16 protein-coding genes and 1 pseudogene are annotated in these 23,580 nt (G+C 56.7%); 8 read left to right on the plus strand and 9 right to left on the minus strand.

Going from position 1 to position 23,580, the window contains the following annotated elements; translation table 11 throughout:
• The first annotated feature begins 660 nt into the window (after positions 1-660).
• Positions 661-1,314 (plus strand): CmcI family methyltransferase, encoded by a 654-nt coding sequence (locus tag CK228_RS31120; protein WP_095790307.1) that lies wholly within the window; start codon positions 661-663, stop codon positions 1,312-1,314.
• Between the two features lie 148 nt (positions 1,315-1,462).
• On the opposite strand, the gene CK228_RS35525 is transcribed toward CK228_RS31120, so the two are convergent.
• The gene (locus CK228_RS35525; protein ID WP_179296105.1) at positions 1,463-1,921 is read right to left on the minus strand and encodes a class I SAM-dependent methyltransferase; all 459 of its coding nucleotides are present in this window, start codon (positions 1,919-1,921) and stop codon (positions 1,463-1,465) included.
• A 94-nt stretch (positions 1,922-2,015) separates the two neighbouring features.
• Positions 2,016-3,626, minus strand: a complete 1,611-nt coding sequence (locus CK228_RS31125; RefSeq protein ID WP_095790308.1) for a class I SAM-dependent methyltransferase — start codon at positions 3,624-3,626, stop codon at positions 2,016-2,018.
• A 538-nt stretch (positions 3,627-4,164) separates the two neighbouring features.
• Between CK228_RS31125 and CK228_RS31130 the strand changes: the two genes are divergently transcribed.
• Positions 4,165-5,493 (plus strand): sulfotransferase family protein, encoded by a 1,329-nt coding sequence (locus CK228_RS31130; RefSeq protein ID WP_095790309.1) that lies wholly within the window; start codon positions 4,165-4,167, stop codon positions 5,491-5,493.
• Between the two features lie 222 nt (positions 5,494-5,715).
• Here CK228_RS31130 and CK228_RS31135 read toward each other — a convergent pair whose 3' ends face one another.
• Entirely contained in the window at positions 5,716-5,928 is a 213-nt protein-coding gene (locus tag CK228_RS31135; RefSeq protein ID WP_143750639.1) for a hypothetical protein, read from the minus strand.
• A 145-nt stretch (positions 5,929-6,073) separates the two neighbouring features.
• A complete protein-coding gene (locus CK228_RS31140; protein WP_095790311.1) occupies positions 6,074-8,119 on the minus strand; it encodes a hypothetical protein in 2,046 nt (681 codons plus the stop codon).
• A gap of 450 nt (positions 8,120-8,569) precedes the next feature.
• On the opposite strand from CK228_RS31140, the gene CK228_RS31145 reads away from it, so the two are divergent.
• The 3 genes from CK228_RS31145 to CK228_RS31155 are packed head-to-tail and all read left to right on the plus strand — an operon-like array spanning position 8,570 to position 13,989.
• Positions 8,570-9,577, plus strand: a complete 1,008-nt coding sequence (locus CK228_RS31145) for an NAD-dependent epimerase/dehydratase family protein (protein WP_095790312.1) — start codon at positions 8,570-8,572, stop codon at positions 9,575-9,577.
• Between the two features lie 27 nt (positions 9,578-9,604).
• Complete coding sequence (locus tag CK228_RS31150) at positions 9,605-11,179, plus strand: class I SAM-dependent methyltransferase (protein WP_095790313.1); 1,575 nt, start codon at positions 9,605-9,607, stop codon at positions 11,177-11,179.
• Positions 11,176-13,989 (plus strand): rhamnan synthesis F family protein, encoded by a 2,814-nt coding sequence (locus CK228_RS31155; protein ID WP_095790314.1) that lies wholly within the window; start codon positions 11,176-11,178, stop codon positions 13,987-13,989. Before CK228_RS31150 ends, CK228_RS31155 begins: the two co-directional genes overlap by 4 nt.
• Positions 13,990-14,252: 263 nt before the next feature.
• Here the strand turns inward: CK228_RS31155 and CK228_RS31160 are convergent, their stop codons facing one another.
• The 3 genes from CK228_RS31160 to CK228_RS31170 form a co-directional block, all read right to left on the minus strand.
• On the minus strand, positions 14,253-15,740 hold the full coding sequence (locus CK228_RS31160; RefSeq protein ID WP_179296106.1) for a hypothetical protein: 1,488 nt from the start codon (positions 15,738-15,740) through the stop codon (positions 14,253-14,255).
• A gap of 2 nt (positions 15,741-15,742) precedes the next feature.
• Positions 15,743-17,179 (minus strand): MBOAT family protein, encoded by a 1,437-nt coding sequence (locus CK228_RS31165; RefSeq protein ID WP_095790315.1) that lies wholly within the window; start codon positions 17,177-17,179, stop codon positions 15,743-15,745.
• Between the two features lie 296 nt (positions 17,180-17,475).
• Positions 17,476-18,267 carry a class I SAM-dependent methyltransferase gene (locus CK228_RS31170; RefSeq protein WP_095790316.1) on the minus strand — a complete coding sequence of 264 codons (792 nt, stop codon included), beginning with the start codon at positions 18,265-18,267 and terminating at the stop codon, positions 17,476-17,478.
• A gap of 522 nt (positions 18,268-18,789) precedes the next feature.
• Here CK228_RS31170 and CK228_RS31175 point away from each other — a divergent pair.
• The 3 genes from CK228_RS31175 (at position 18,790) to CK228_RS31185 (ending at position 21,311) form a co-directional block, all read left to right on the plus strand.
• Positions 18,790-19,734 carry a hypothetical protein gene (locus CK228_RS31175; RefSeq protein WP_095790317.1) on the plus strand — a complete coding sequence of 315 codons (945 nt, stop codon included), beginning with the start codon at positions 18,790-18,792 and terminating at the stop codon, positions 19,732-19,734.
• Between the two features lie 462 nt (positions 19,735-20,196).
• Complete coding sequence (locus tag CK228_RS31180; RefSeq protein WP_245438151.1) at positions 20,197-20,907, plus strand: class I SAM-dependent methyltransferase; 711 nt, start codon at positions 20,197-20,199, stop codon at positions 20,905-20,907.
• Entirely contained in the window at positions 20,904-21,311 is a 408-nt protein-coding gene (locus CK228_RS31185) for a GtrA family protein (RefSeq protein WP_143750640.1), read from the plus strand. The genes CK228_RS31180 and CK228_RS31185 overlap by 4 nt, the downstream gene beginning before the upstream one ends.
• Position 21,312: 1 nt before the next feature.
• Here CK228_RS31185 and CK228_RS31190 read toward each other — a convergent pair whose 3' ends face one another.
• A complete protein-coding gene (locus CK228_RS31190) occupies positions 21,313-22,374 on the minus strand; it encodes a glycosyltransferase family 2 protein (RefSeq protein WP_095790320.1) in 1,062 nt (353 codons plus the stop codon).
• Between the two features lie 605 nt (positions 22,375-22,979).
• Positions 22,980-23,438 (minus strand): annotated as a pseudogene (locus tag CK228_RS31200) (integrase core domain-containing protein); the annotation flags it as partial.
• Positions 23,439-23,580: the final 142 nt, after the last annotated feature.

The raw sequence follows: 23,580 nt of genomic DNA on the forward strand, positions 1-23,580 counted from the left end.
ACCATTCTTCGATACAAACTGAACCTAAGGAACCCAAGCGAGTGGACGTTACCGCGTTCTAATTTGATTCTCCAGAGAGGCGGTGTGTCATCGTCAATAAATATCCATTCGGATCGTAGATGGTTTCTTCAAATGGAAAACATCGTCGATGCCCACAGACGGGCGGATCCATTTGTTGGGGGTTCATGTCCGGGTGACGTTGAGCCCATTCGATGTCTCGGCAATCTTTCGTCGCGGGCGGGTCCGGCTCCTCTAACCCTGGGGTGTTCGGTGGCGGGGTGGGGGATTGCTTGTGCCCCCTGTCAGGCGTGCAAGCCGACGCCCGTCGATCGCAATCCGGGACTAGATGTCTTTTCCGACCTCAACCGTCAACGTTCCAATGCCGAGGCCACCGCGCCGCTTGTCACAACGATCCTGCGGCAGCCGGCAGCTACCGCCTGTGCGAATGTCCTTGAATAAGGGTATCGATATTTCGTACCATTGACCCGTTCATGGCGAAAAAGCCCAGTTTCCATAAATGACCACCTCCTTTGTGGCGGCAGTCACCGCCGCCACAGCGGCATTGAAAGCAATATTTTTCTGAACCACTAACGGAGGTGCGTCTCTCTCGCGCTTTGTCGAGCGGCGGCACACCTGGCACCAGGCTCATGGGACAACCATATGATTGAACGTCTTGCCACCGGAAGTACATTGCTGGGTGCACCGCTTGCCAGGATTCAAGACGGCACCATGCGCTACACCTACAAGGGCGTGCCCACCTACAAAAATCCATTCGATCTGGCGCTGTACCAAATGCTGCTTTGGCAGCAGAAGCCCAGGACATTGATCGAGATCGGCTCCAAATGGGGCGGCAGCGCGCTCTGGTTTGCCGATATACTGCGCAGCTTCGGCGTCGACTGCGTCATTCACTCGATCGACATCACGCCGCCCTCGATCAGCGTGCCGGGCGTGACGTTTCATCGCGGCGACGGTCGCGACCTGGCAGCAACCTTACCGGCGGAGCTGATGGAGAGCCTCCCCAGACCGATGTTCGTCATCGAGGACGCGGACCATCATTGCGAGACGACGCTCGCCGTGCTGCGCTTCTTCGATCGTTGGCTGGTTGCCGGAGAGTATATTGCCGTCGAGGACGGTAATATCGACGATCTTTATGGTCCAGAATTTGTCGCTAAGCTGATGGGCGGCCCGCGCCGTGCGGTCGAGCTGTTCTTGCGCGATCGTGGGCAGGACTATGAAATCGATACCGGCCTTTGCGACCACTTCGGCACCAATGTGACGTGGAACGTCAACGGCTATCTCCGTCGCGTTCGCTAATAACTCTCATTCCCTTACGCGACCAAGATCCGGTCCAGTCGACCTCTTGCATCGCGACGCGTCAACCCTCAACGTCAAGCTAGGAGTTGGCGCTGTTCTATAGAACAGCGTCAGGATCATCTACAATGGAGCCGATCCAGGAACGAATTCATTTTGGCGAGCAGACGAAGGCCGTCTGGTGCACGGGTGATGGCTCATAGACCTGTTCAAGGCGCCATCCCGCGTCCCGCACCAGTGTCTCGATGAGAGCCGTGTTGTAGGTGCTGAGAAGGCGAGGATTAGCCCGATCAGCTTCCGCATAGCCGTCGACAGTCGATACAATAACAGTAAAGTATAGGTGTTGCGTTCGCAACCGACTGCGGATCAACGAGAGGATTGCCGCCGCTTCAGAAGGCGCCTGATGCGCAATGACGGAAAACATGCAAACCGCATCAAAACTTTCGTTGGCGAGGGGCGGCTTGGCGTGCGCCTCCAGTAAGTGGCTGCGGTCACCTCTGGCGGGTATTTTACAATGTCTGGATGATTGAAGTTGAACGGTGGATCGATGTGGCGGAACGTCGTCATCCCAGAGACATCCGGTTCCGCTTTGTTGGCTGCCTTCTGGCATCAATCCCGCTAACCAAATTGCTGCTCCCAGGGCTGCCTGCCGTGAACTCGCGTATTCATGAATTCTCGGCCTCAAATCCGGCGATGACGATCCGCTACATCTGCTCGATCGAATGCTTTAGGCTGGATTTGGCCTGATCAGGCAGGCCCCCGAAAAACAAGGGCTGGCGGGTCGGCCTGACGAAGGGATGACTACGAATGCGGACGTACTCCTCGTGGAAGGATTGATGCGGCGGGCTGACGGAGTTCGTCGCGATGCCGCCATGGACCTGATGAAACGTCGCCTCGCCGAGCAGCATGATGAGCTCTCCGCTCGTGTCCGCGCAGATGCGCGACCACGTATCAAGATTTGCAAGGCCACCGCCCGGAGTCTCAAAACGCTCGTCGAAGCCGCCGAGCGCACGCCAGTGCTCGGCCTTCAGGAATACGGCGTTGCTTTCGGCCGGCAATTCGAACCAGCCTCCCGCCGAAGATCCGGCGAGGGCGGAGATGCCGAACAGCCGGTAGCCGTCGTCCTCCCAACCACTCGCTGACAGCATTGTGTCTTCGGTTGCCTGACAGTAGCCCTTTTTGACGCTCTCCATCTGAACCTCGGGTCCAACATGGAAAGCAATGGTTCCGATCATCGGACGCACGTGCAGGCGCGATGCGCTGAGCGCTGCCGCCAGCAGTCCCGGCGATGCCATGCGCGCGCCATCGATCCACACGCCGACGAAGTCGCCACGCGCAAGCGATAGGCCGAGATTGACCGCGAGCACCGGGGATACAGTGGCGCGGGGCATAGAGCGCATGACCAAACCCGGGAGCACGCTCCGCAACTGGGCTTCGTCGGCAGGCCGCGTCGAGCCGTTGTCGATCAAAATGACCTCGTAGTCCTCCGGCGCGATGCCACGCTGCATGAGCGGCGACAGCGAACGGATCGTGCGCGGAAGCTCTCGCGCCATATTGTAGCCGACGACGACAACCGAGAGCTTTGGCTGAACCGAAGTCGGTGGTCGAGGCGCTCTGACGGCCGTCTTCAGCCTTGCCGCGATTTCCCATCCATTTGCGCCAGTCTGCCGAGCTTCCTTCAAACGCGCGATGATACTGTCGACCTGCTCGCCTGACGGATCGAGCGCGCCGCTGCGCTCCAGCACAGTGGACGGGGGCCCAGGCCAAGCGAGCGCTTCGCGTACAATCTGGTCGTAATTCTGCGCCAGCACCTGGTTTGTCGGGTCGAGCCCGGCGATAAGAAGCAGGCCGGTAGGAACCGTATCGAGCGGCAGGAGGAAGAGGTCGCCGCGGTACCGGCGCAGCACCTCGACCAGACGCCAGACGTCGCCGGTCCACGCGCGCGTGCGGCGTGTGCGGTCGGCTTGCGCTGGATGGTTGGGGAAAACGTCATCGATCACCACGACGGTGCCGGGCGCTGCCCGCTGCTCGATGTTCATGAAATCGCGCAGCGCATATTCGAACAGATGCAATCCATCGATGAAACCGAAATCCGGCGCAAGGTCCGGCGGCGCCGAGGCGAAGAACGCATCGCTGGTCAAGGCCACGATTTCTGTTGTCGGGGGCAATGCGCAATCAATCGCCGGCGCGGGATCCACGCCTGTCGCCCTGCCGCGGGCGAGCACGAGGCTTCGTCCCAGGCGAATCCCGATTTCAAGGTAGTGAGCGGGGCGCAGCTCGTTGTGCAGGCGGTCGAGCACGGCGAGATAATGCACCTTGCCGGCAATCCGCTCCTCCGCCTCCGTTCCGGGAAGGCCGTTCCAAAGTCCAGCGGCTGGAATTGAGTCCGACAGAGGTGTACCCCGACAGGCGGATGTGGCATTCGAGAGAAGGCTACGGTGCGCCGCGCCTACTCGCTGAGCATTTAGCTTCGCTTGCCGGATGCCTGCAAGCCTTAACCTTGCCGCGAACCGAGCAGTCATCTGGGCGCGTACGGTGCCGAACAGCCAAACCGGGGCTGCCATGACGAGCCAGAGTCTTCGCCAGCGACGCCAGGATGACCACAGGCCCGTTGGACCGTCAGACCCATCACTGCGGGATCATCGAGGTCAGCCTGGACCGCTCTCAAGAATCGAACGCAAAAACCCAGCCTCGCCGAGCGTTTTGTTGTACGCCGCACATCAAAACCCGAGGCCTTTTGCGCGAAACTGCGGAATCAGGGATCCTCGATCATTCACGGAATTGACGTTTTGACGTAGCTTGATCTAAGTGAATGATCCTTGGCAGGACCAGAATGCAAAGCGCCTTCGATTGATGACCAAAATAGCCGGATTACCATCGTCGCTGGACCGGCGGGCCATCCTTGTCCTGGGAATGCATCGGAGCGGGACCTCGGCGCTTGGCGGCCTGATCAACACACTGGGAGCAGCCGGGCCGAAGACCTCATTGCCGTCGAACGCGTCCAATCCGCGCGGATTCTTCGAGAGTTTGCCCCTTGTCACCGCGCATGACGAACTGCTCGCATCGGCAGGCTCATCCTGGCACGAGTGGCGTCAACTCAATCCACAATGGATAAACTCAGAGGCAGCGGAGGTGCATCGCCAGAAGATAAAGGCGCTGCTCATCGACGAGTTCGGTGACGAACCCTTAATCATTATCAAGGACCCACGGATATGCAGATTTGTTCCATTTATGTCGTCGATCTTGGCCGAGATGAATGTCAGCCCGGTCGCTTTTCTACCGGTGCGCAATCCGCTTGAGGTCGCACATTCGCTGCAGCGGCGAGACAAAATTGCGCTGCCGAAATCGCTTCTTTTGTGGCTCCGGCACGTGCTCGATGCCGAATATCATTCGCGACACCTGCCGCGATACTTTCTCCCATATGAGGGATTGCTGATCGACTGGCGAAATCATATGGACCGCGCCGCCGAAGAAACCGGTCTGATCTGGCCAGTCCGTTCAGACGGCCCCGACGTCGAGATCGAGCAGTTTTTGACGATGGACCTTTATCATGAGCGGTCCACCCTTGAAGACATGCAGAACCACCCGGACATCACGGCCGTAGTCCGCGAGACCTATGAAATTCTGACCGCCATCGTTGCCGACGGTGAAAAAACGGATTTGCTTGATCGGCTGGACCTTGTGCGAATGAAATTTGATGAAGGCTGCGAAACATTTGGGGCAGCCGTGGCGGCCGAGGAATTGGCGGTTGAGCAATTGCGTGGTCACTACGGCATGCTCAACGCCGAGGCGGAACGGATCCGCCAGGAGAATTCGAAACTTACAACCTTTTTGGAACAGCAGTCCACGATAGTTCGCGTCCTGGCGGGGGAACGTGATGCGCTTACCCAGGCCAACAACAGTCTGCTTGCTGAGCGGAACGCCCTCGCAACAGCCCAAAACGGATTGATCGCCGAACGCGATGACCTGTTGCGCGATAGGGATGGGGTCGTCGGCGAGCGCAATGCGCTGCTAGCTGAGCGCAACAACCTCGCAACAGCACAAGACAGGTTGATCGCCGAGCGCGATGCCCTGTTGCGCGACAGGGACGGAGTGGTCGGTGAACGCAATGCACTGCTCGCGTCGCGCAGTTGGCGGCTCACAGCACCTTTGCGAGGGATAAGAAGACTGTTCGCCCGCTGAGTACCGCACCGACGAGCGCCCGTCGTCCGAGACAACCATCAGGATCGGCAAGGCGCCTATGCTAGTCAGCAGCCGTGTTGGCAAAGAATGATCCGGGCATGCCTGAAGACGAGAAAAGTTCGGGACTCTCGCGCTTCATCGGTCTTGTCATTGCGCGCTCAGCAAAGTCGTGTGCCTTGGTCAAGTCGTGAGCTCGAGCCAGCAGATGCCAAGCGACAGGACCTATTCGACCTCAAAATGGGAACGGTAGAGGGAATGGTGGCTCGGCGATGGGTCGGGAACCTCGACACGCGCCGGGCTTCCTCGGTCGGTCGAAATCGTCAACTGCCTTTCAAGCAAAGCAATCACTCTCGACAGGCCGACTATCATGACGCCCGTACTGAACAAGACCGAGACCAGGATTTCATGGATTTCAGACTGGGTGAACAGGTACATCAAGATGCCACCAACCAAGGATTAGAAGTATCGCGCGCATGATTTGCCTCCCGTTTTCCCACGCAAATTAGCAAGCATAGCGCGTGCGCAACAGCGCGGTTCGCTCTACCTGAATATCCGCCTTCAAGGCGCCCACAACATTTTCCTACTGAGTTGGCTGCCTAAAGGAAACGTCAACATCGTCGCAGTTCGGGCCGGTTCTGTTCTCGACGGTGATCATTAGAAGTCCATCTTCTGGCGGCAGGTCGATCGAGATCTGGTTCCCCGGTCCCACAGGCCCGGCCCAAATCTCGCGCGCATTTAGTTCAACGCGGGCTATTACCCCATCGGCATTCGGGCAATGTCCGAGGACATCCCGGCTAATCGAGAAGGCCATAGAGATCGGTCTTTCGGCTACAGAGGAAGCCAGCGGAATCGCTACCGACGTGGGCTTTGTTGCGCCCGGATGGAGAAAAAGCTCGCTTGGCCCCAAGACCTTAGCCACACCCCAGACGTCTCCAAGCTGAACTTCCCTGGCGGCGAACGGAATCAACATGGTGTGAAAGTAATATGCCGGCCAATCCGCATAGGTAGCACCCAGAATATCGAGCAATTGCTTCATTTCCGAGGGGGTCACCGGTCTGGTTCGGCGCAGCAAATAAGCGGTCACATTGGCGCCGAGCTTGTAGCTCTTCCCGGTCTGCTCGAAGGCTTCACCAAAGCCGGCGTGCTTTAACAGCATTTCGCCAGGGACCGTTATATTGGCCTGACTGCTCGGAGCCTGGCCGGTGGCGGCCTGCGGTGGCGTGACGGCTATGGCATACTCGGACCGAAGGAGTTCGAAGGGGAAGAGGCGGAGCTTAGCGATGTGCGGTGCGTAGTTTATGTGAGGGTCCAATGCTGGCGACAGAACAGCAATAAGCGCATCCGAAAGCACCATGCTTGAAGAGAAGATGACGACGTGCGCGTCGGGCATCAATGTGGCTTCAAGATCGTGCACCAGTTTTTCATACTCCGCGAAATTTTCTATCCTAAGTGGTCTGTTATCAACCAGCGGGGCGACCACACCAAGCGCCCCAGACATGCCCGCGATTGGTGCAATACTGACTGTGAAACTTAGAACCGACAGCGCTCCGAACGGCATCAGGCGTAAGTTTGCTGGTAGCACAATGAGGCGGTTAGCGATCCAATCGATGCCCAAAAAATAGACTGGGAACAGCCAAAACGCGACCGGCAAAAAGTGATGCGCTCCGAGTTGCTGGGTTTTGGCGAAGAAGATGAAAGTCGCGAGTGCAGCACATAGGCAGAATATGGCTTCGAAATTCCTTCTGGCCAACGCAACTGCCACCCCGATGATCATCATCATCACAACACAGGGGCCCAATCGGTTCCAAGCCGACCTGATATGGATCCATGCCGAAGCTTGGTACGAATCGTAAAGGTCGCCATACGATGTCGAAAGCGCTCGCATGACCAACCCGAACTGGAACGAAAAAACCAGCACTAGGAAGAGGGCTCCCGCTATCGACAAACCCACCAGAGGCCACGCCAGTTTAGAAAGCCCGGATTGCCGATGCCGGATCAATCCGAACAGAAACGACATGACAAAGAAGATGACCACGCTGAAGGCATACCAGCGGCGAAACAGGAACGGCATCCAGACCAGTAAGCCTATCGCCAATCCACTAACCACGGGCCTGCGCTCCAGAAAATTCGACCTGAAGATGAGGAGGGTAGCTAACCCGAGTGGGACGAGGCCGACGATATCCAACATGCCGCGAAGAGTTGGCGACCAGAACGGCAGGTACGTAACGGCGATTAGGAAAATCCAGGCGAGAGTGTTAGAAGTCGCCTTGGAAATCCGCCCGGTGACTATAGTTGCTACAAGTGTTGCAGGAAGCAAATAGACCAGGACGATCGCGACAATATATGCAGTTCGGCTACCGCCGAACAAAGCGAAGAAGGGGTAAAGTAGTATCGCAGCCGACGCGTTGTAGTCGTCATTCCGGATCGAGCCAAGGGCTATAGAAACCCAGTCCGCACTGGAGCCGATCAGGGTTCCGTATTGTTGGAATATCTTCCAATATGCGCCATAGTCCCATACGTAGTCGGGATCTTCGACGTTTACATAGGCGGCACCTACGCCGATGAGAATCGGCGCCGCGATCAGCGCACACAAAATCAGTTGCCTATTGCCCTCAGATAGCTTCATGCCCACTCCGATACAAGCTCGTCGATCCACCGACGCAGTTAAGGCAGATTTGGCAGAACTGGAACAGTTCGATGCCTATAGGACCACATACGCGGACGTCGCGAACAGTGCGATATCGCTTTCCGGTCTGGATGTCATCGATCCCTTCCATGGTTCCGGCAAAAGCGCGGGTCGCCAAAGGGCGAGAAGAGCCCAGTGACGCAATGGGCAGGCCGGGCCTGATCTACCAGGGCCGCTGCACTCGGCAGATCGCTCAAGCAGCACAATGCCTGGCGCTTCAATGAAATCAATTTGTCAAACCAATATGCTTTGACGCACTGGCGAAGTCAGGGTACGGAACCATTCGGGCATGGCCATTTGCAGCCCGTGCCCATCAAGAATTGCGGTTCACTATTCTGGTTTCCGCAATAGCAGTTAACCGCATTCGGGGGGGCGGAAGAGCTTATCCGCATGATTTCTAAAGTAGAAAAGCCTGACGTTGTCGAACGCCATCTGATCCTCGGTGGAAGTGGTTTCATTGGCCGACATGTTGCTGCACTCTTGGTGCAAAGCGGGCATGAAGTTGTTTTAGCCGGGCGCTCACTTTCGAAGCCGACATTTACTCCTGCACTTGAGGAGCGAGTCGGATGGCGGAGTTTCGATCTCGCCAACGCGCAATGGGATAGCCTGATCGACGGGATCACGGTCATTCACCACTATGCGTGGTCATCCGTTCCCGCCAGCGCTAACAATGATCCCTCCCTTGATCTGTCGACCAATGTGGCGCCAACTCTGGGTTTGCTAGAGGCGCTCCGAAAAAAAGGATCGCTAGCGCCGAGGCTGATCTTCGCTTCGTCCGGCGGTACGGTTTACGGGAAACTGCTGCGTGTTCCGGTGCATGAAGATCACCGTTTAAGTCCGATCACCGCCTACGGCGCTGGTAAGGCTGCGGTCGAACTGTATCTAGGGACCTATCGAGCTCTCTACGGGCTCGACTGTCGAGTTGCACGCCTAGCCAATCCTTTTGGAGCGGGGCAGAATTTGGCAAAAGGTCTAGGTGCGGTGACGACGTTCCTGCACCGCGCATTGTCGCAGCAGCCAATAATTATATGGGGCGATGGCGAAGTCGTGCGTGATTTCATTCACATCTCCGACGTCGCAGCAGGCTTGGTTGCGCTGGCTCGCGCGCAACCGCTCGACAGCCACCATGTATTCAATATCGGGAGTGGCGAGGGGGTCAGCCTTAACGGGGTCATTGCCGAACTTGAATCAAAACTCCCCCATAGATTGGACGTTCGCTATGAGCACGGTCGAAAATTTGATGTTCCAGTGAGTGTGCTCGATATTTCGCTCATTCGGGAGACACTGGGGTGGCGACCTTCTCTCTCCTTTTCTGAAGGCTTGAGCCAAACACTCGGGGATCTTGGTGGTGGCGGCGCACATCGTGACAGGTCAGAGGTAAGTGGCCCTGAACAATAGATCAGCGAGAGGAATAGGCGAGAATCAATGGGCGAGATATTCGAACGGGTCCTACCACAGCCAGCACTAGAGTGGACCGGCGAACGGTTCACAACCGATACGGCGAATCAAGTGGAGATCGAGCACCTTCACCGCTATTTTTTTGCCCGGGCTCTTTGCCGCGACCTTGACGTTGTTGATGTGGCGTCTGGCGAAGGGTACGGCTCCGCTCTCCTGGCCCAAGTCGCGCGATCGGTTGTTGGTATCGAGTTGTCCGAGGAGGCGGTAGCGCACGCCCAGGGAGGCTACGTCGCCCCCAACCTTCGCTATCTGCAAGGAGACGCGCGCAAGTTGCCTTTGGCAGATGCGAGCGTAGACGTGGTCGTGTCCTTTGAAACGCTTGAGCATTTTTTTGAACATGATCTGTTTATCGCAGAGGTTCGACGCGTTTTGCGGCCAGCCGGTTTTCTCATCCTTTCGTCTCCTGAACGAGATGTCTATTCTCCGCTCGGAAGCCCTGCCAATCCCTATCATGTGCACGAGCTCTCGCGTGTGGAGCTCGAGGCGCTGCTGAAGGGGGTGTTCCGTAATGTCTTGATACTCCTTCAAAGACCGCTGCTCGGATCAACGCTTATCGCAGATGACGAGGCTGGAATATCGAGAACGCTAACGTTCGAGCGACGAGGGGAGACGCATTACGAGGTCAGTCAAGGCTTACCACGACCGCCATACAATATTGCGGTTGCCTCCGAATCAGAACTCCCAAGTATTCCTAATTCGTTGTTCATCGAGACAAGCGATATCGGTGAAATCCTGGCGCGAGCAGAGAGTGGCGCCGCCTCTACCGCGGAGCTTCGCAGTCACATGGAGCAGTCGGAATTGCTGGCTTCTGGTCTCCGCCGCGAAATCGAAACGGCTAGTGAAACCATCAAGGCTCAAGTCGAACGGGCCGAAAAGGCTGAAGCCGCCTTGGCCTTGGCTCAGTCGGGAAGTCATGCCGCTCACGCAGAGCTTCGCAGTCACATGAAGCAGACGGAATTGCTGGCTTCTGGTCTCCGCCGCGAAATTGAAACGGCTAGTGAAACCATCAAGGCTCAAGTCGAACGAGCCGAAAGAGCGGAAGCCGCCTTGGCCTTGGCTCAGTCGGGAAGCCACGCGGACATTGAGGAGCCGTGGAGCGCCGAAACTGCTAAGGGCCAGCGGAATCCCGCCAGAGCGTTTGATGCGACGGGCACCGAAATTCAATCGTCAGCGTCCGTACCTTTGGCTGAACTCGAGCGGCTACGGGCAGAGCTCACGCAAATACGCTCCGAACTGGCCGTAGCATGTTCTCAGCGAGACGTGTTGAGAACATCGTTCCGACATGCCAACCTCCTTGCTGAATCGCGTCTCAGACAAGGAGCCGACGTCAGAGAACTGCGACAGCGAAATGCTGAATGGGAAGGCCGCGTAGCGGATTTGGAGAGCAAAGCTGCCGAATGGGAGCAACGCTACTTCGGCCTACGCCGCCGCCTAGAGGCCATTCTGAAACGCTTTGGGATACTTAGCGCGTCGCGGCTCTTTCCGCGCCGGCTCCGCGCGTTTGTCCGCAATCGTGTTCTTGGACCAGGACGCACCCAATGAATCCTCGCACGAGCGCAATAGTTGATGAAATTCGTAATGAATTCGTCGCTATGCTGGAAATGACGAGGTTCGTAGATGGCGATTACTATCGTTCCTCGCTTAGTCAGCCGGACCTGGTGGATCCAGTGGGGCACTATGCCGACATTGGCTGGCGGACCGGATTGGAGCCAAATGCGCGGTTCGACGGCGCCTTCCTGCGTCCCTTCTACCAGGCGGCAGGGATGTTCAAGCCGCCCGCGTATGTCTGGCTAGAACTCTCGGCTCTTGTGGATTTTTTACCTGCGAATAGACGCGAAGCCGAGGAGGCTGCTGCCCATTTGCGACTGGCGCATGCCTTCGATGCCGAATATTACGCACACCGGTTGCCTGCTGGTATGGACCCGGCGTTGCACTACGCGGTGGTCGGTGAACCGCTTGGCTGGCGCGCATCGCCTTTTTTTGATTCGTCTTATTATCGGGAACGCTACTCAGATATAGCTAGCGTTGGGTTTTCGCCTCTCCTGCACTACGAGCGCCATGGCCGGCACGAAGGTCGGAGAGGCGTGTCAGTCGTTGATAGGTTAGAGTTTTCGCCGTTACCTCACTCAGAAAAGCCGGTTGTGCTTCTGATTGTGCATGAGGCTTCGAGAACCGGCGCGCCGATGTTGGGGTGGAACCTTGCCCAAGCGCTAGCGACAAGGGCAACGGTGGTTTCCCTGATGATGCGCGGTGGAGAACTCGAAAACGACTTCGTCGCCGTTGCCGCCTCGTCCGTTGGTCCCTTGACATGGGAGGATTGGCACTCAGCGGATGCGATCCGCCTAGCCAAGCGAATCGTGGAAGAGTTCAAGCCACTTTATGCCATCGCCAATAGCATAGAGACGCAGATCATGGTGCCTGCCTTGGCGTCCTGTGGGGTGCCGAGCGTTGCTTTGGTGCATGAGTTTGCCACCTATACGCGCCCCTTAGCCAAGATGCGTAACGTTTATGACTGGGCGCAGCATGTCGTATTTCCAGCGGAGATCGTTGCGCAGTCTTCGTACGATGCCTTTCCTGGCCTCAAAGGGCGCCCCGGAATTCATATCATGGCTCAGGGGCGCAGCGATCCGCCGCCAGCTTCCTCAGCCCATCAGCCTGCTGACAAAAATAGTGGCGAGTTCCTACGTCGTTTGCGGCCCGAAGGTGACGAGGCTTCCTTTCTGGTGCTTGGCGCCGGCTCGGTGCACATTCGTAAAGGCGTTGATCTTTTTATAAGCGCAGCTGCGACGGCAAAACGGTTGCGGCCGAATGTTCGCTTTCGATTTGTCTGGATCGGTCATGGGTACGATCCGGAGCATGACAGTGGCTACTCGGCGTATCTCGCTTACCAGATCGCCCAGTCTGATCTGGGCGATAGCTTGGTGATGCTTGATCCGGTATCGGATCTGGAGCCTGCATATGCCATTGCAGACGCCTTCTTACTCAGTTCTCGCCTTGATCCTCAGCCAAACGTGGCCATCGATACGGTTGTGCGTGGGATCCCGACCGTGTGCTTCCAGGGAGCCTGTGGAACGGCGGAGATCTTAGGGGCCGACGCTGCTACACGTCCTCTCATCGCACCTCACCTCGACACCTACGCCGCGGCCGCCATCTTGTGCGGGCTGGCAGACGACCGCGATAAAGCAAAGGCCTTGGGAGCCGAAGTGGCGCGAGTAGGACAAGCCGCTTACAACATGAGTGCCTATGTTCAACAAGTCGATGAGTGGGGCAAGGCAGCCGCGGCAGCACTTCATGACGAGGATATTGCTACCCTGATGGTGGCTGCGGCAGTTGATCGCGATATGGTCCTTCCTCCAGGGATAGCGCCCGTTGAGGAGTTGGAAGCCGAGCGGCGCACGCTCCAGCAATGGAGCATCATGGGCCTTTCGGGCGATTCGATAGCCAATCCACAATTCCGCCGTCCTTGTGCGGGCTTCAATCCGCAAATCTATGCACAAGCGAATTCAGATACGTGCGGCCTGGGGAAAGCCAATCCCTTAGCCCATTGGCTCCGCGCCGGGCGCCCCGTCGGCCCATGGTCCCGGGACGTTTTCAATCCTGGCAACGGCACGTACCGGGCGTCGCAAGATATGCAGCGTGTGGCCCTTCATGCTCATTTCTACTATGAAGATCTGGCTAGTGATTTGGCTTTCCGGCTCAAGCGTAACTGCACTCGTTGCGATCTGTTCCTATCCACGGACACCGACGCCAAAGCCAGACATCTTCAAGCCGTGTTCGGCGACTACGACAGTGCTGTCGAAATTGCGATCGTTCCCAACAGGGGGCGTGATGTCGGACCGCTTCTCACCGAATTCCTGCCGCGGCTGCTAGATGGTTGCTACGATCTAATCGGCCACGTGCACGCCAAGAGGAGCATGGGCACGGATGCGGCCATGGGGGAGGCGTGGCGGCACTTCCTTTGGGAGAACTTGGTTGGCGGCGAACACGCGATGCTCGACCTGGCTGCGGCAGTCTTCGCATCGAAACCGGCGATAGGTCTTCTGATGGCGGAGGATCCACACCTCGTAGGTTGGAACGACAACAGGGAAATCGCCGAGGATCTGGCAAGACGGATGGGCATCGCCACGCCGCTGGCGGACTTTTTGGATTTCCCGCTGGGAACCATGTTCTGGTGCCGACCAAAGGTGTTACTTCCGCTGCTAGATCTGGGTCTCGGTTGGATTGATTACCCATCGGAGCCCGTTCCTTATGACGGCACGGTCCTTCATGCGATCGAGCGCTTGATGCCGTTTGTTGCGCAAAAGGCAGGATACGATACCGCTGGTTTGCGCGCGCCCGGCACGAGCTGGTAACAGAAATTGGGCTGGCAGCCGAAAAACGCTTTCATCGAAGGTGTTCAACGCGAGGCATCCGGGCGGATGCATCGTCGCCCGTTGATTCAAGAGCCTGCTCTGCCATTGGCAGCAATTCCCAATTCATGAAGCGCCCGGCAGAGTCGCTGGTGCTGCGACCGTCCGTGAAAATTTTCGGCGTACTTTTACGCTGATTTGAGGACTGCGCCGTGACCTCGCGGCTTTGACGGTCACCTCTACGGCGGCCGTCGATCGAGTCGTGGTCACATGTTCGATTGAGGCGAGGACGAGGGGAGTGCCCCGGTTTGTATTCTCAGATTAGATAGGGTTCCTGTGGCGTAGATTGGATCAACCCTTAACGTCATGCCAGCAAAGTCCTCCGGGAAAACGAACCAGAAGTCGCGCGCTCCCGGCTCGTCAGTGAGCATCAGCGAGAATCCTTCGAAGTATGGTCCGTTCTGATTGATCTGGTCTCTGATTGGCAGGTGGATGTAGGTGTGCTGCCTTGAGGTCGTTTCGAACGAAACCCGGACACAGGGCCTGCCATGCTCTGGCAATCGTATGAGAATCTGAGGATCGATCCCCGCGGTGAAGTCGCCCGACGGCTGTTCGCTTAGGTTTTCGAATCTCAGCCGATCTTTCGCAGCATTCAACATTTTGCATCCGCGAGCGGTTTTTGCGTTGGCGTCCAGAAGCGCCTTGCCGAGCACCCCTGTCCAGGACAGCTCACCGAAGAGAATTCGGCCTAGCATGTACCGCTCGACGGAGTTCACCAACACGTGCTTGGGGGACTTCGCCAACGCATTCCGGACTTCCAGTTCGATATTCGCCATCCCGTAGGATACAAAAATAGGATTCAAAAAGACACGCCGCAACAAGTTATAGCTCACACCATAAAATGAATCGTGAAGTATGAATGTTCCCGCAATCTTTTGATCGCTATCATCTGGAAATTTTCGAGATACGTAGTCGTCGTAAAGCGCTTCAGCTTCTTCGTGCTCGGTTCTTAGCAACCCTTTTGGCATGTCCGTGGCGTGCATGACTTGGCCGCTTGAGAGTATCGGACCCTCGATTTTTCTGCCCGTTAGCTCGAAGACGAGTTGCTTGACGGCTTTGAGTTTCCCCAAATCGTTCCAGTGGGTGTCCGTTCTAAAATAGAGCGGGTCGTCGGTTGCGTCGTGACCCATCACATCAAAATGGTCGATTATGCTCGATCCGCTGGTTTTTGCGATGCGGCGCCACATACGCGATGAGAGGATCTTGCAGCCGGCAGCGGCTGCGGCGGCAGGCCCAAGCTTCTCCGGATACACAACCTCCTTGTCTGGTGAGACCGACATACGAAAGTCGATGCCGATCCCCTTAGCCATCATTCGCAGCGCTTCGACATGCGCCAGCATGACGCCACCATCGTGCTCTGACATACATGCGCCGTCCTGAAATCCAGGCTTGTAAAACAGCCATCCATCTGCGCCGGAGATGACTTGGGACGTATTGACGAAGCCGAAGACCTCAAAATCCAGCGCATTCTTCGCCCGGATGGCAGCCATTCCGACCGGAGAATTGCTAACAAGCCTTCTGGCTACGTCGTTCCGGTACTCGTCATTTGGTTTCAGCAGATTAGCCGACGTGAGTTCGGTCAAGGTGATCGCTCTTTCAGCGGTCGCGTCGAGCCCCATCAGTGCCAGGCTGCCGACGGGCGCAACTAGAAAGGCCGCGAAGGCTCCGACGGTTGCGAGATTCGCTAATTTCATACTCAGAACCTGAAATAGAGGAACGGTGAAAAGGCCTGAGGTACAATGTAGATAGGGCAAATGACTGCCGCGACGCTGACGAAGACAAGCCGGGCGATGCGCGCGGCACTGCTCGCTGCTCCGGCTACGACCACACCCAAGGGGCTTACCTGCCCTTGTATGACTATGAGGAGGCACGCCAACAGCATGGCGACTTTGCCCTGGGGCGAAAGAGCGAGGTCCATCGATCCGGGCAACCCGAACGCCCCGTGTGCCAGAGGCAACAGCATAGCGCGTACATGGTTGGCGAAGACCGACAAGTCGTTCGCGCGGAACAGGACCCACCCGAAAATCACGACGGGAAAGAAATAGATCATCCGAACGACCTGTGACGAAAACGCCTTTCCTCCAAGGATCAGGCGTTCCGCTATGAGAAAGGTTCCATGGTATGCGCCCCACAGGACGAATGTCCATGCCGCGCCATGCCATATTCCGGTCGCAAGGAATACGATCATCAGGTTTGCGTAAGTTCGCGCCGGGCCGGCTCTGTTGCCCCCGAGGGGAATATAGAGATAGTCACGAAACCAGCCCGACAGCGAGATGTGCCAACGACGCCAAAACTCGGTGATCGTGGACGCAGCGTAGGGGTGGTTGAAGTTCTCCTTGAACCGGATTCCGAACATCATAGCGAGGCCGATCGCCATGTCCGAATAGCCAGAAAAGTCGAAATAGATCTGGATCGAATAGGCAATCGCTCCGAGCCACGCAGAGGCAAAGGTTTGGTCCGCGCCGGCAAGGGCAAAGGACGCGTCGGCGACGCCTGCGACGCTGTCGGCGATAAGCACCTTTTTGCAGAGGCCAACCATGAAGCGACCGACTCCGGCCGCAAAGATATCCGCATTGAGATCAGGATGGTGGAAGTCCTTTTCGACGTCTCGATACCGCACGATCGGGCCGGCAATCAGCTGCGGGAAGAACGCTTTGTAGGCTCCGAACAGCACCAAGTTCCGCTCAGCCTTTACCTCACCACGCCATACGTCGATCACATAGGAGATGCCCTGGAACGTGAAGAACGAGATTCCTATCGGGAGGATGATGGCTTGCGCGAAGCCCCGCAAAAGTTCGGACCCAAAGAAGCCGACTGAGCCAAGAAGGAAGGCCGTATACTTGTAGTAACAGAGGATCAACACGTTCAGTGTGACGACGGCGGTGACCACGAGTTTGTGATGGCTGCGCTCCACTGCGATCGCGCCCGCGAAATTTAGTGCAATGCTGAAGAGAAGCAGCAGAATATAAATTCCTGAAGACCAGTAGAAGAAGATCAGGCTGGACGTCAGGATAAAAATCGAGAAGAATCTCGTTCGACTCAGGAGTGAGCCTAACAAGAGTGTAATTGGTAGGTAAAGGAAGAGAAATGCCTGGTCAGAAAATACCATTGCGCGCCGATCAGTTGCGCCCACTCGTCCTTCCGGATCGCAAATGGACGGATTGAAGTCAATTGCACGACTTATGCCGGATCCCCGCGCGAACCAGCGCCGCACTCCCGGTGACAACGTGCCATTTGTGATTTGAGTTTGGCAAGTTGGCGGGCGCGGGTTGGGAGTTGCCCGATAGTCCACCGCAGGAAGAAAATAGATGATTGCTGGCGCAGTGCATAACGATATCGTGCCGAACCACCATTGAATTCAGCAGCGAAGACGGACCGCGCGGAGGTGCAGCCGTCGTGAATGCAACGCATCGAGTTCGTACCGCAAGCTTATTGATTTAGCTTGCGGACGATATAGAGGTCTTGGTGCCCCCACCAAAAAGCCTGCTGGAAGCGTATCAGCTCGGCCCCTTCGATGCCAGATATTGCTTTTTGAACATAACCAAGGGAAACGGCGCTTGTCCCATAGTCACGAGCGTCCAAATCGCGCTGGTCGCTGTTCGAGTTCCAATAGAATCCGGTGTCGTCAAATTGCGCAGACAACCCCCCAGCTCTCATATTTCGGAGAGAGACGGCTCCGTGAGTTGTGAAAATCAAGATTCCCCCCGGCTTCACGGCGGTGAAAACGCGAGAAAGCCACGGCGCGAAGGTGGCGTCTGGCATATGCGAAAAAAACGATAAGGCGAAGACGGCATCAAACTCGTTGTCGATGCTCCAGTCCTCCGGTTTTGTGGAGGAGAGATGTGCCCTAACCCCGATCTTGTTGGATAGGAATTCGATTGCATTAGGGTGAACGTCGCTGGAAACCCATGCTGCATCCGGCAAAACCTGCGTGGCGTAGCGCGCGACGCGGCCATAACCTGACGCGAACTCAAGGACGCTGGATGGGTCAGACAAAAGGTGCTCGCGGCATAGGTTGGCGAAGCGCTTGGCGCAATCCTCTCCGCCAGTGAAATAAGCCTCGATTGCTTTGGGGTGATCTGTCGGAAACACGGCCCGGACGAAAAAATCAAGCAGCATGTCATCCTTGCTGATCTCAAAGGCGACCTTTTTCGCTTTGGCGATCGACCGGGCGAGTGGCTCTTGTTCGGCCAGTATGCCGGCAATATCGATATCTGACATTGGTTATCTCTCTCTGGGCAGGTCGGCCGCCAACCTACATTCTGGAAGCAATTAGACAATACGCAGCCTGCCTTTAGGTCGCGTTTTTTCATTACATTTACAGTCGACGACGTTCGCCATCTGAAGGCGCCGGCCAGAAGTTCAAGGCTCCAGCGACGGCTTGGTATCGTTGGGCAGCCATGGCGGCTTTAGGCCCTCTGGGCCGAGGTGACGTTTTGCGCACGCACCACACACGGAGCCGCCGTCGCTCGGTTTCGTACAGATTCGCTTCGTCGGCCGCGTCGGCCCGCGCTCGTCAATAGGCACGATATGCCGTGCCTCGCGCAATGCGCATGGTCCCGCATGCTTGGCGTGGAGGAGGTCCGACCGAATTTGCGTCGCGGTGAGTCCTGGTCAACCGCGCTGCGAGATCGTTTCGCGCCCACACGGACCGCGAGAGGGACAGGCTGCGTCGACCGTTGCTTAGCCAACCTGACTGAGCGTAGGAAGAGAGAAACAAATCCGTCATTGGAGCTCGCACTCATGCGCAAGGCAATCCTTCATATCGGCCTAGCCAAGACCGGGACCACGTTCCTGCAGAACTGGCTACGATATAACAGTTTCGTCCTGCGACAGGCCGGCTTCCATGTCGCTCCTGACATGGCCTCCCATCAAGTCGCCGGAAGCCTGGTCCAGGACGAGTCCCGGCGAGCCATGGACGATATCATTTGTCTCGCTAACCTTCCTGACCAGAGGGAGACGTTGTTCTCTTTCGATCTGGTTTCGATCATATCGTCGGAATTTTTTTATATATGCAATCCGCTGCACGTGGCTGAATATTTCAAGAAGGAGGGTGTGGACGTTGTCATGATCGTTTGTGTCCTAAGGCGGCAGGACATCCTGGCAGCCAGCGGTTATGCGCAGGATGTCAAATCGCTCGGGCGAAGCGATATTGTAACCGGCGCAGCATATTTTCCCTATCTTGACTGGAATTGTCTCTACGAAAGCTGGGCCGGCGCATTCCCCGATGCCGCCATGCGGATGATCAACTACAGCCCGCGTTCGCTGCTGAGCGCGTTCAAGATGCGGTTGGGCATCGGCATCGACACGATCGATCAGGTGCAGGAAATTCATACGAACCGGAGCCTTAACGCCGAAATGACCGAGGTTGCGCGAATGCTCAACGAGCGAGGTCTGCCGCCCATGTCAGAAGCGCTTTTGGCTCTTCAACGACATCTGCCAGGGCCGCGGTTCGGGTTGCCGCCGGATGTCGTACGACAGTTTGAAGACGCCTATCTCAGTTCCAATCGCAGTCTGGCCAAGCGGCTGCAGGACCCTGAATTTGAGGAGATGTCGCGGCCAGGATGGCATCCGGACGGAGTCTGCATGGCCGGAAAGATCGACGCCGCTAGGTTCGCCGAAATCATCAAACTGGCAGGGCTGGAAGGCGCCAGAGCTGGGCATCTCGCAGCATCAGGGGGAGGCTAAACACGCAACCCCGGCCACTCGAGAGGGCGGCACGTTGACCCAGTCGAAACTTCGCGATTGGCCACTACTGCCAACGACTCCGTCGCCCGGCTGCCGCCCGTGCGATCGATTGGAGTTGACGGGTCGACAACTGACGTATCGCAATACCCTCAAGTCGCCACTGCCGCAGTCTATTCGTTGCAAGAAAATTGCTTGATTGCTGGTGAGAAGGTAACATCAAACGGATGAGGCTCGCCGATAACGACGTTATCGCGTAACCGTATATCCCACACAGGCTTTGACGGAGCTGTGGACGATCAAGCGAAGGACCGAAAGGCGCTGCCGGGGTTTTCCCCTCGGCGGGTTGAACGCGACATCACCATCGCATAAGCACCGTTTCTTATTGCCCTCAGCTATGTTCATGCCCTACGCCGGACAGGTTGCTGGACTTTGCCGACACAGGTCACGCGGATCTTCAGGGACGTGAGCAAAAAAGGATTGGAAATGGCCGGCAGCGAGTTCGATGCCTACAGGAAGACCTACGCAGACACCGTAAACAGCGCGATCTCGTTTTCTGGCCTCGACGTGGACTTCTTCACTCGCGCGAAAGCGGTTCGGCTGATCGATATCCTGAAAAGAGAAGTCGGGGCGCCGGCTGGGCTGTCCGTTCTCGACGTGGGTTGCGGGATAGGGAACTACCACGGCCTCTTGCATGGAAAGGTCGGCCGTCTGACAGGGGTCGATCCTTCTTCCGAATGCATCGCAGAGGCCGAGTTAAGGAATCCGGATGTTGCCTATGCCGTGTCGGACGGCAATGTTCTTCCCTTCCCGGACAATAGATTTGATGCGGCGTACGCAATATGCGTCATGCATCATGTCCCCCCATCCAAGTGGGAGCTCTTCGCTCAAGAACTGGCCCGCGTCATTCGTCCAGGTGGGATGGTGCTCATTTTTGAACATAATCCTTACAACCCGGTGACGAGACGGATCGTCTCCAACTGCGCCTTTGATGTGGACGCTGTTCTACTCACGAAAAGGCAGGTCATGAGGCATCTGGAAAATGCCGGCCTTCGCGATGTCGGCGGGCAATATATCCTCAATGTTCCGTCGATAGACGGCGCCTTGAGGCGGATAGACGATGCGATGGGATTTGTTCCCTTAGGGGCGCAGTATTACGTGTCGGGCCGCCGTTGAACATCACATTCGAGAGAGCCAGGCGGATTTCGACCTTCGCTATGGTGGGATTCTTCAACACGGCCGCCTATTTCGCGCTGGCCAACATCCTCGTAAAAATTGGAGTCAGCGAAACGATTGCGGCGTACGCTGCCTATGGCGCCCTTATGCCGGTTTCGTTCATTGGCCATCGCAAGCTTACCTTCCTCTCAAAAGGTCGGCTCGGCGTCGAATGGCTCAGATTCTGCGTCGTGCAAATCACAAACATAACGATTATTTTTGTCGTAACGAACCTGTCACGATCAGGCTATTTCTCGGGATGGCTGACATTTGCAATCATCAGCGTTCTTATCCCTATGCTAAACTTCCTGTTATTTCAGCTTTGGGTTTTTGCGGTACCGCGCCAAAGATCCGAGGATCGCTAATTTAGACTCTTTGTGTAGGCAACCGCACCTGGGCTTTTGCTACTTTTTCCGGGTTTGAAAAATAGCGCTTTATGGCCTCATCTGACGACCGATCGATGAGAAAAAATAGCGGCTTTCCATGCGCCCGAAGTACCAGTACCGAGAGAAATTCCAGCACGACAGCGATGAGCATCATTGTCAAGCCGCCGAAGAGGACAATGGCCAGGATGAGGGAGGTCCATCCCTTCGCCTCCACAGCAGATGGGAAGATGAAGTGAACCAATACCAAGGCCGCACCGCCAACGAGTGCGGCGACGCTGAATAAGACCCCAAAAAAGCCGGCGAGGCGAAGAGGTTTTGCTCCAGCCGACATAATCATGCGTCTGGCATGGGAGACCAATTTGCTGAATCGGTACCCGCTGACCTTACCTTGAATGAACCGCTCGTCCTTTAGGCGCATGGAAACAATATCGACGCGCTGTGTGAACCACGAGAGTGCCATATCGAAATACGTATCGTGGCCACACGCGGCAGCGGCAGCCCTGGCGATCTCCCCTCGCAATAATCGAAAACTGTTGAACATTCGGATGTTCGGATTGCCGCTGGCTCTTTCAACGAAGGCTTTATATCCCCTCGACCCAAGGTCCCGTATCAGGCTCTGATGAACGGCACTTTCCGCGTTCGCGTACACGATGTCGCTGCCACGCTCTGCAACCTTTCGGAAAAGATCGTTTACCGAACTTGGTGGATGCTGAAGGTCTTCATCGAGGGTGACGATCCAATCGCCAGTCGATCGTATGATACCCGCCATTGTTGCCGGATGTTGGCCGAAATTTCGCGACAGATGAAAGGCACGCACCAGCGGATTTTCGGCAGCCAGGGTGTCGATCAGTTCTCCGGACCCGTCGATTGCGTTGTCGTCGACTAGGCAGATCTCCCTGACCTCAAACGGAGCATTGGAGGCACTCCATTGAGCACCTAGGGTCTCGATTTCCGCCACGAGGCTGCGAAGATATTTCTGGCCGGAATAGACCGGGACAACAAACGACACAGATATCGGCGTAACAATCACAACTTTTCCCATTCTTCGACTTCGAGGGCGACCGTGATAGCCCTAAGTTCATCAGCGTCATAGGAGGAAATCTCCTAAACACCGGAATTCGGACGATCGAATGAACCCTGGGAAGATGATGCCAGCCGTTGACAAGTGGAACTGCAAGGGCATCTTTGATGGCGGCAGCAAATCTTCGCCGCCGGGGATCGAGCCGCCTCTGGAAGGCGCCGGCTGGATTCACGAAGTTCGACGGTTATCGCTCGCAAATGATCATCGACTGATCAGAGATCTGGCGAGTGTTGCAGGGTGGATGAGGGCCTTCGCCCGTCTGATGAATTGTGTGGGTCTAGCGAACTACACTGCTTTCCATGGCAGCTCTCATCCCGCGAGCCATTTCCTTATAGGTCTGGCGGAGAAGTGGTGATCAGCCTGGATCACCGTAGCCGAAATGCCGAACTTCCTGATGACTTGCAACGCGGGTTTGCCGTGGACCATTATTGCCTTGGGTTTGACGACTTCCGAAAGGAATCTGAACGGCGCTGTTTCGCCACTGGCAGGATCTAGGCTTTTCATGTCGTCGCTGGCCTTGGCGTAGATGTTCGTCTCAAGTGACGTGCTCCCCGTTTTGTCCGCGTCTATAAGTTAGCCCTGTTCACGTTGTGATCCCTGACGGATCGGGTTGCATATTCAAGCGGGGTGAGCCCATCGAGGCTCGTGTGTGGGCGATTCACATTGTAGTCGATCCTTATTCTTCGACGCTGTTGCGGGCATGCCGGTAGCTGGTGAAGAGCCGCTCATTGAGGCGCTCATCGCGCAGCCTCCCGTTGAAGCTTTCCACGAAGCCATTTTGCATCGGCTTGCCCGGCGCGCGATGTAGTGCCATTCGACCTGCCGATCGTCCTGCCATGTCAGGATGGCATTCGAGGTCAGCTCGGTGCCATTGTCCGACACGATCATGCAGGGGTTAGCCGCGATGCTCGGCGATGATGTCGAGTTCGCGGGCGACACGCTCACCTGAGATCGAGTTTGTCGACGACCGTGGCCAGACACTCCCGGCTGAAGTCGTCGATGACGCACAGGATCCGGAAGCGGCGACACGGCCGATCATGCGCTTCGTGCCGATCAAGTCGGAAGAGCAACTCGATGTGCAGACTTTGCACCGTGCTTGCGAGCGGCTGGTTGGCACGCGGACGGCACTTGATCAATCAACTGCGAGGTCTGATGTTCGACTGCGGC

It is taken from the genome of Mesorhizobium sp. WSM4312 (assembly GCF_002294875.1).
In the GTDB taxonomy this organism is placed as follows: Bacteria; Pseudomonadota; Alphaproteobacteria; order Rhizobiales; family Rhizobiaceae; genus Mesorhizobium.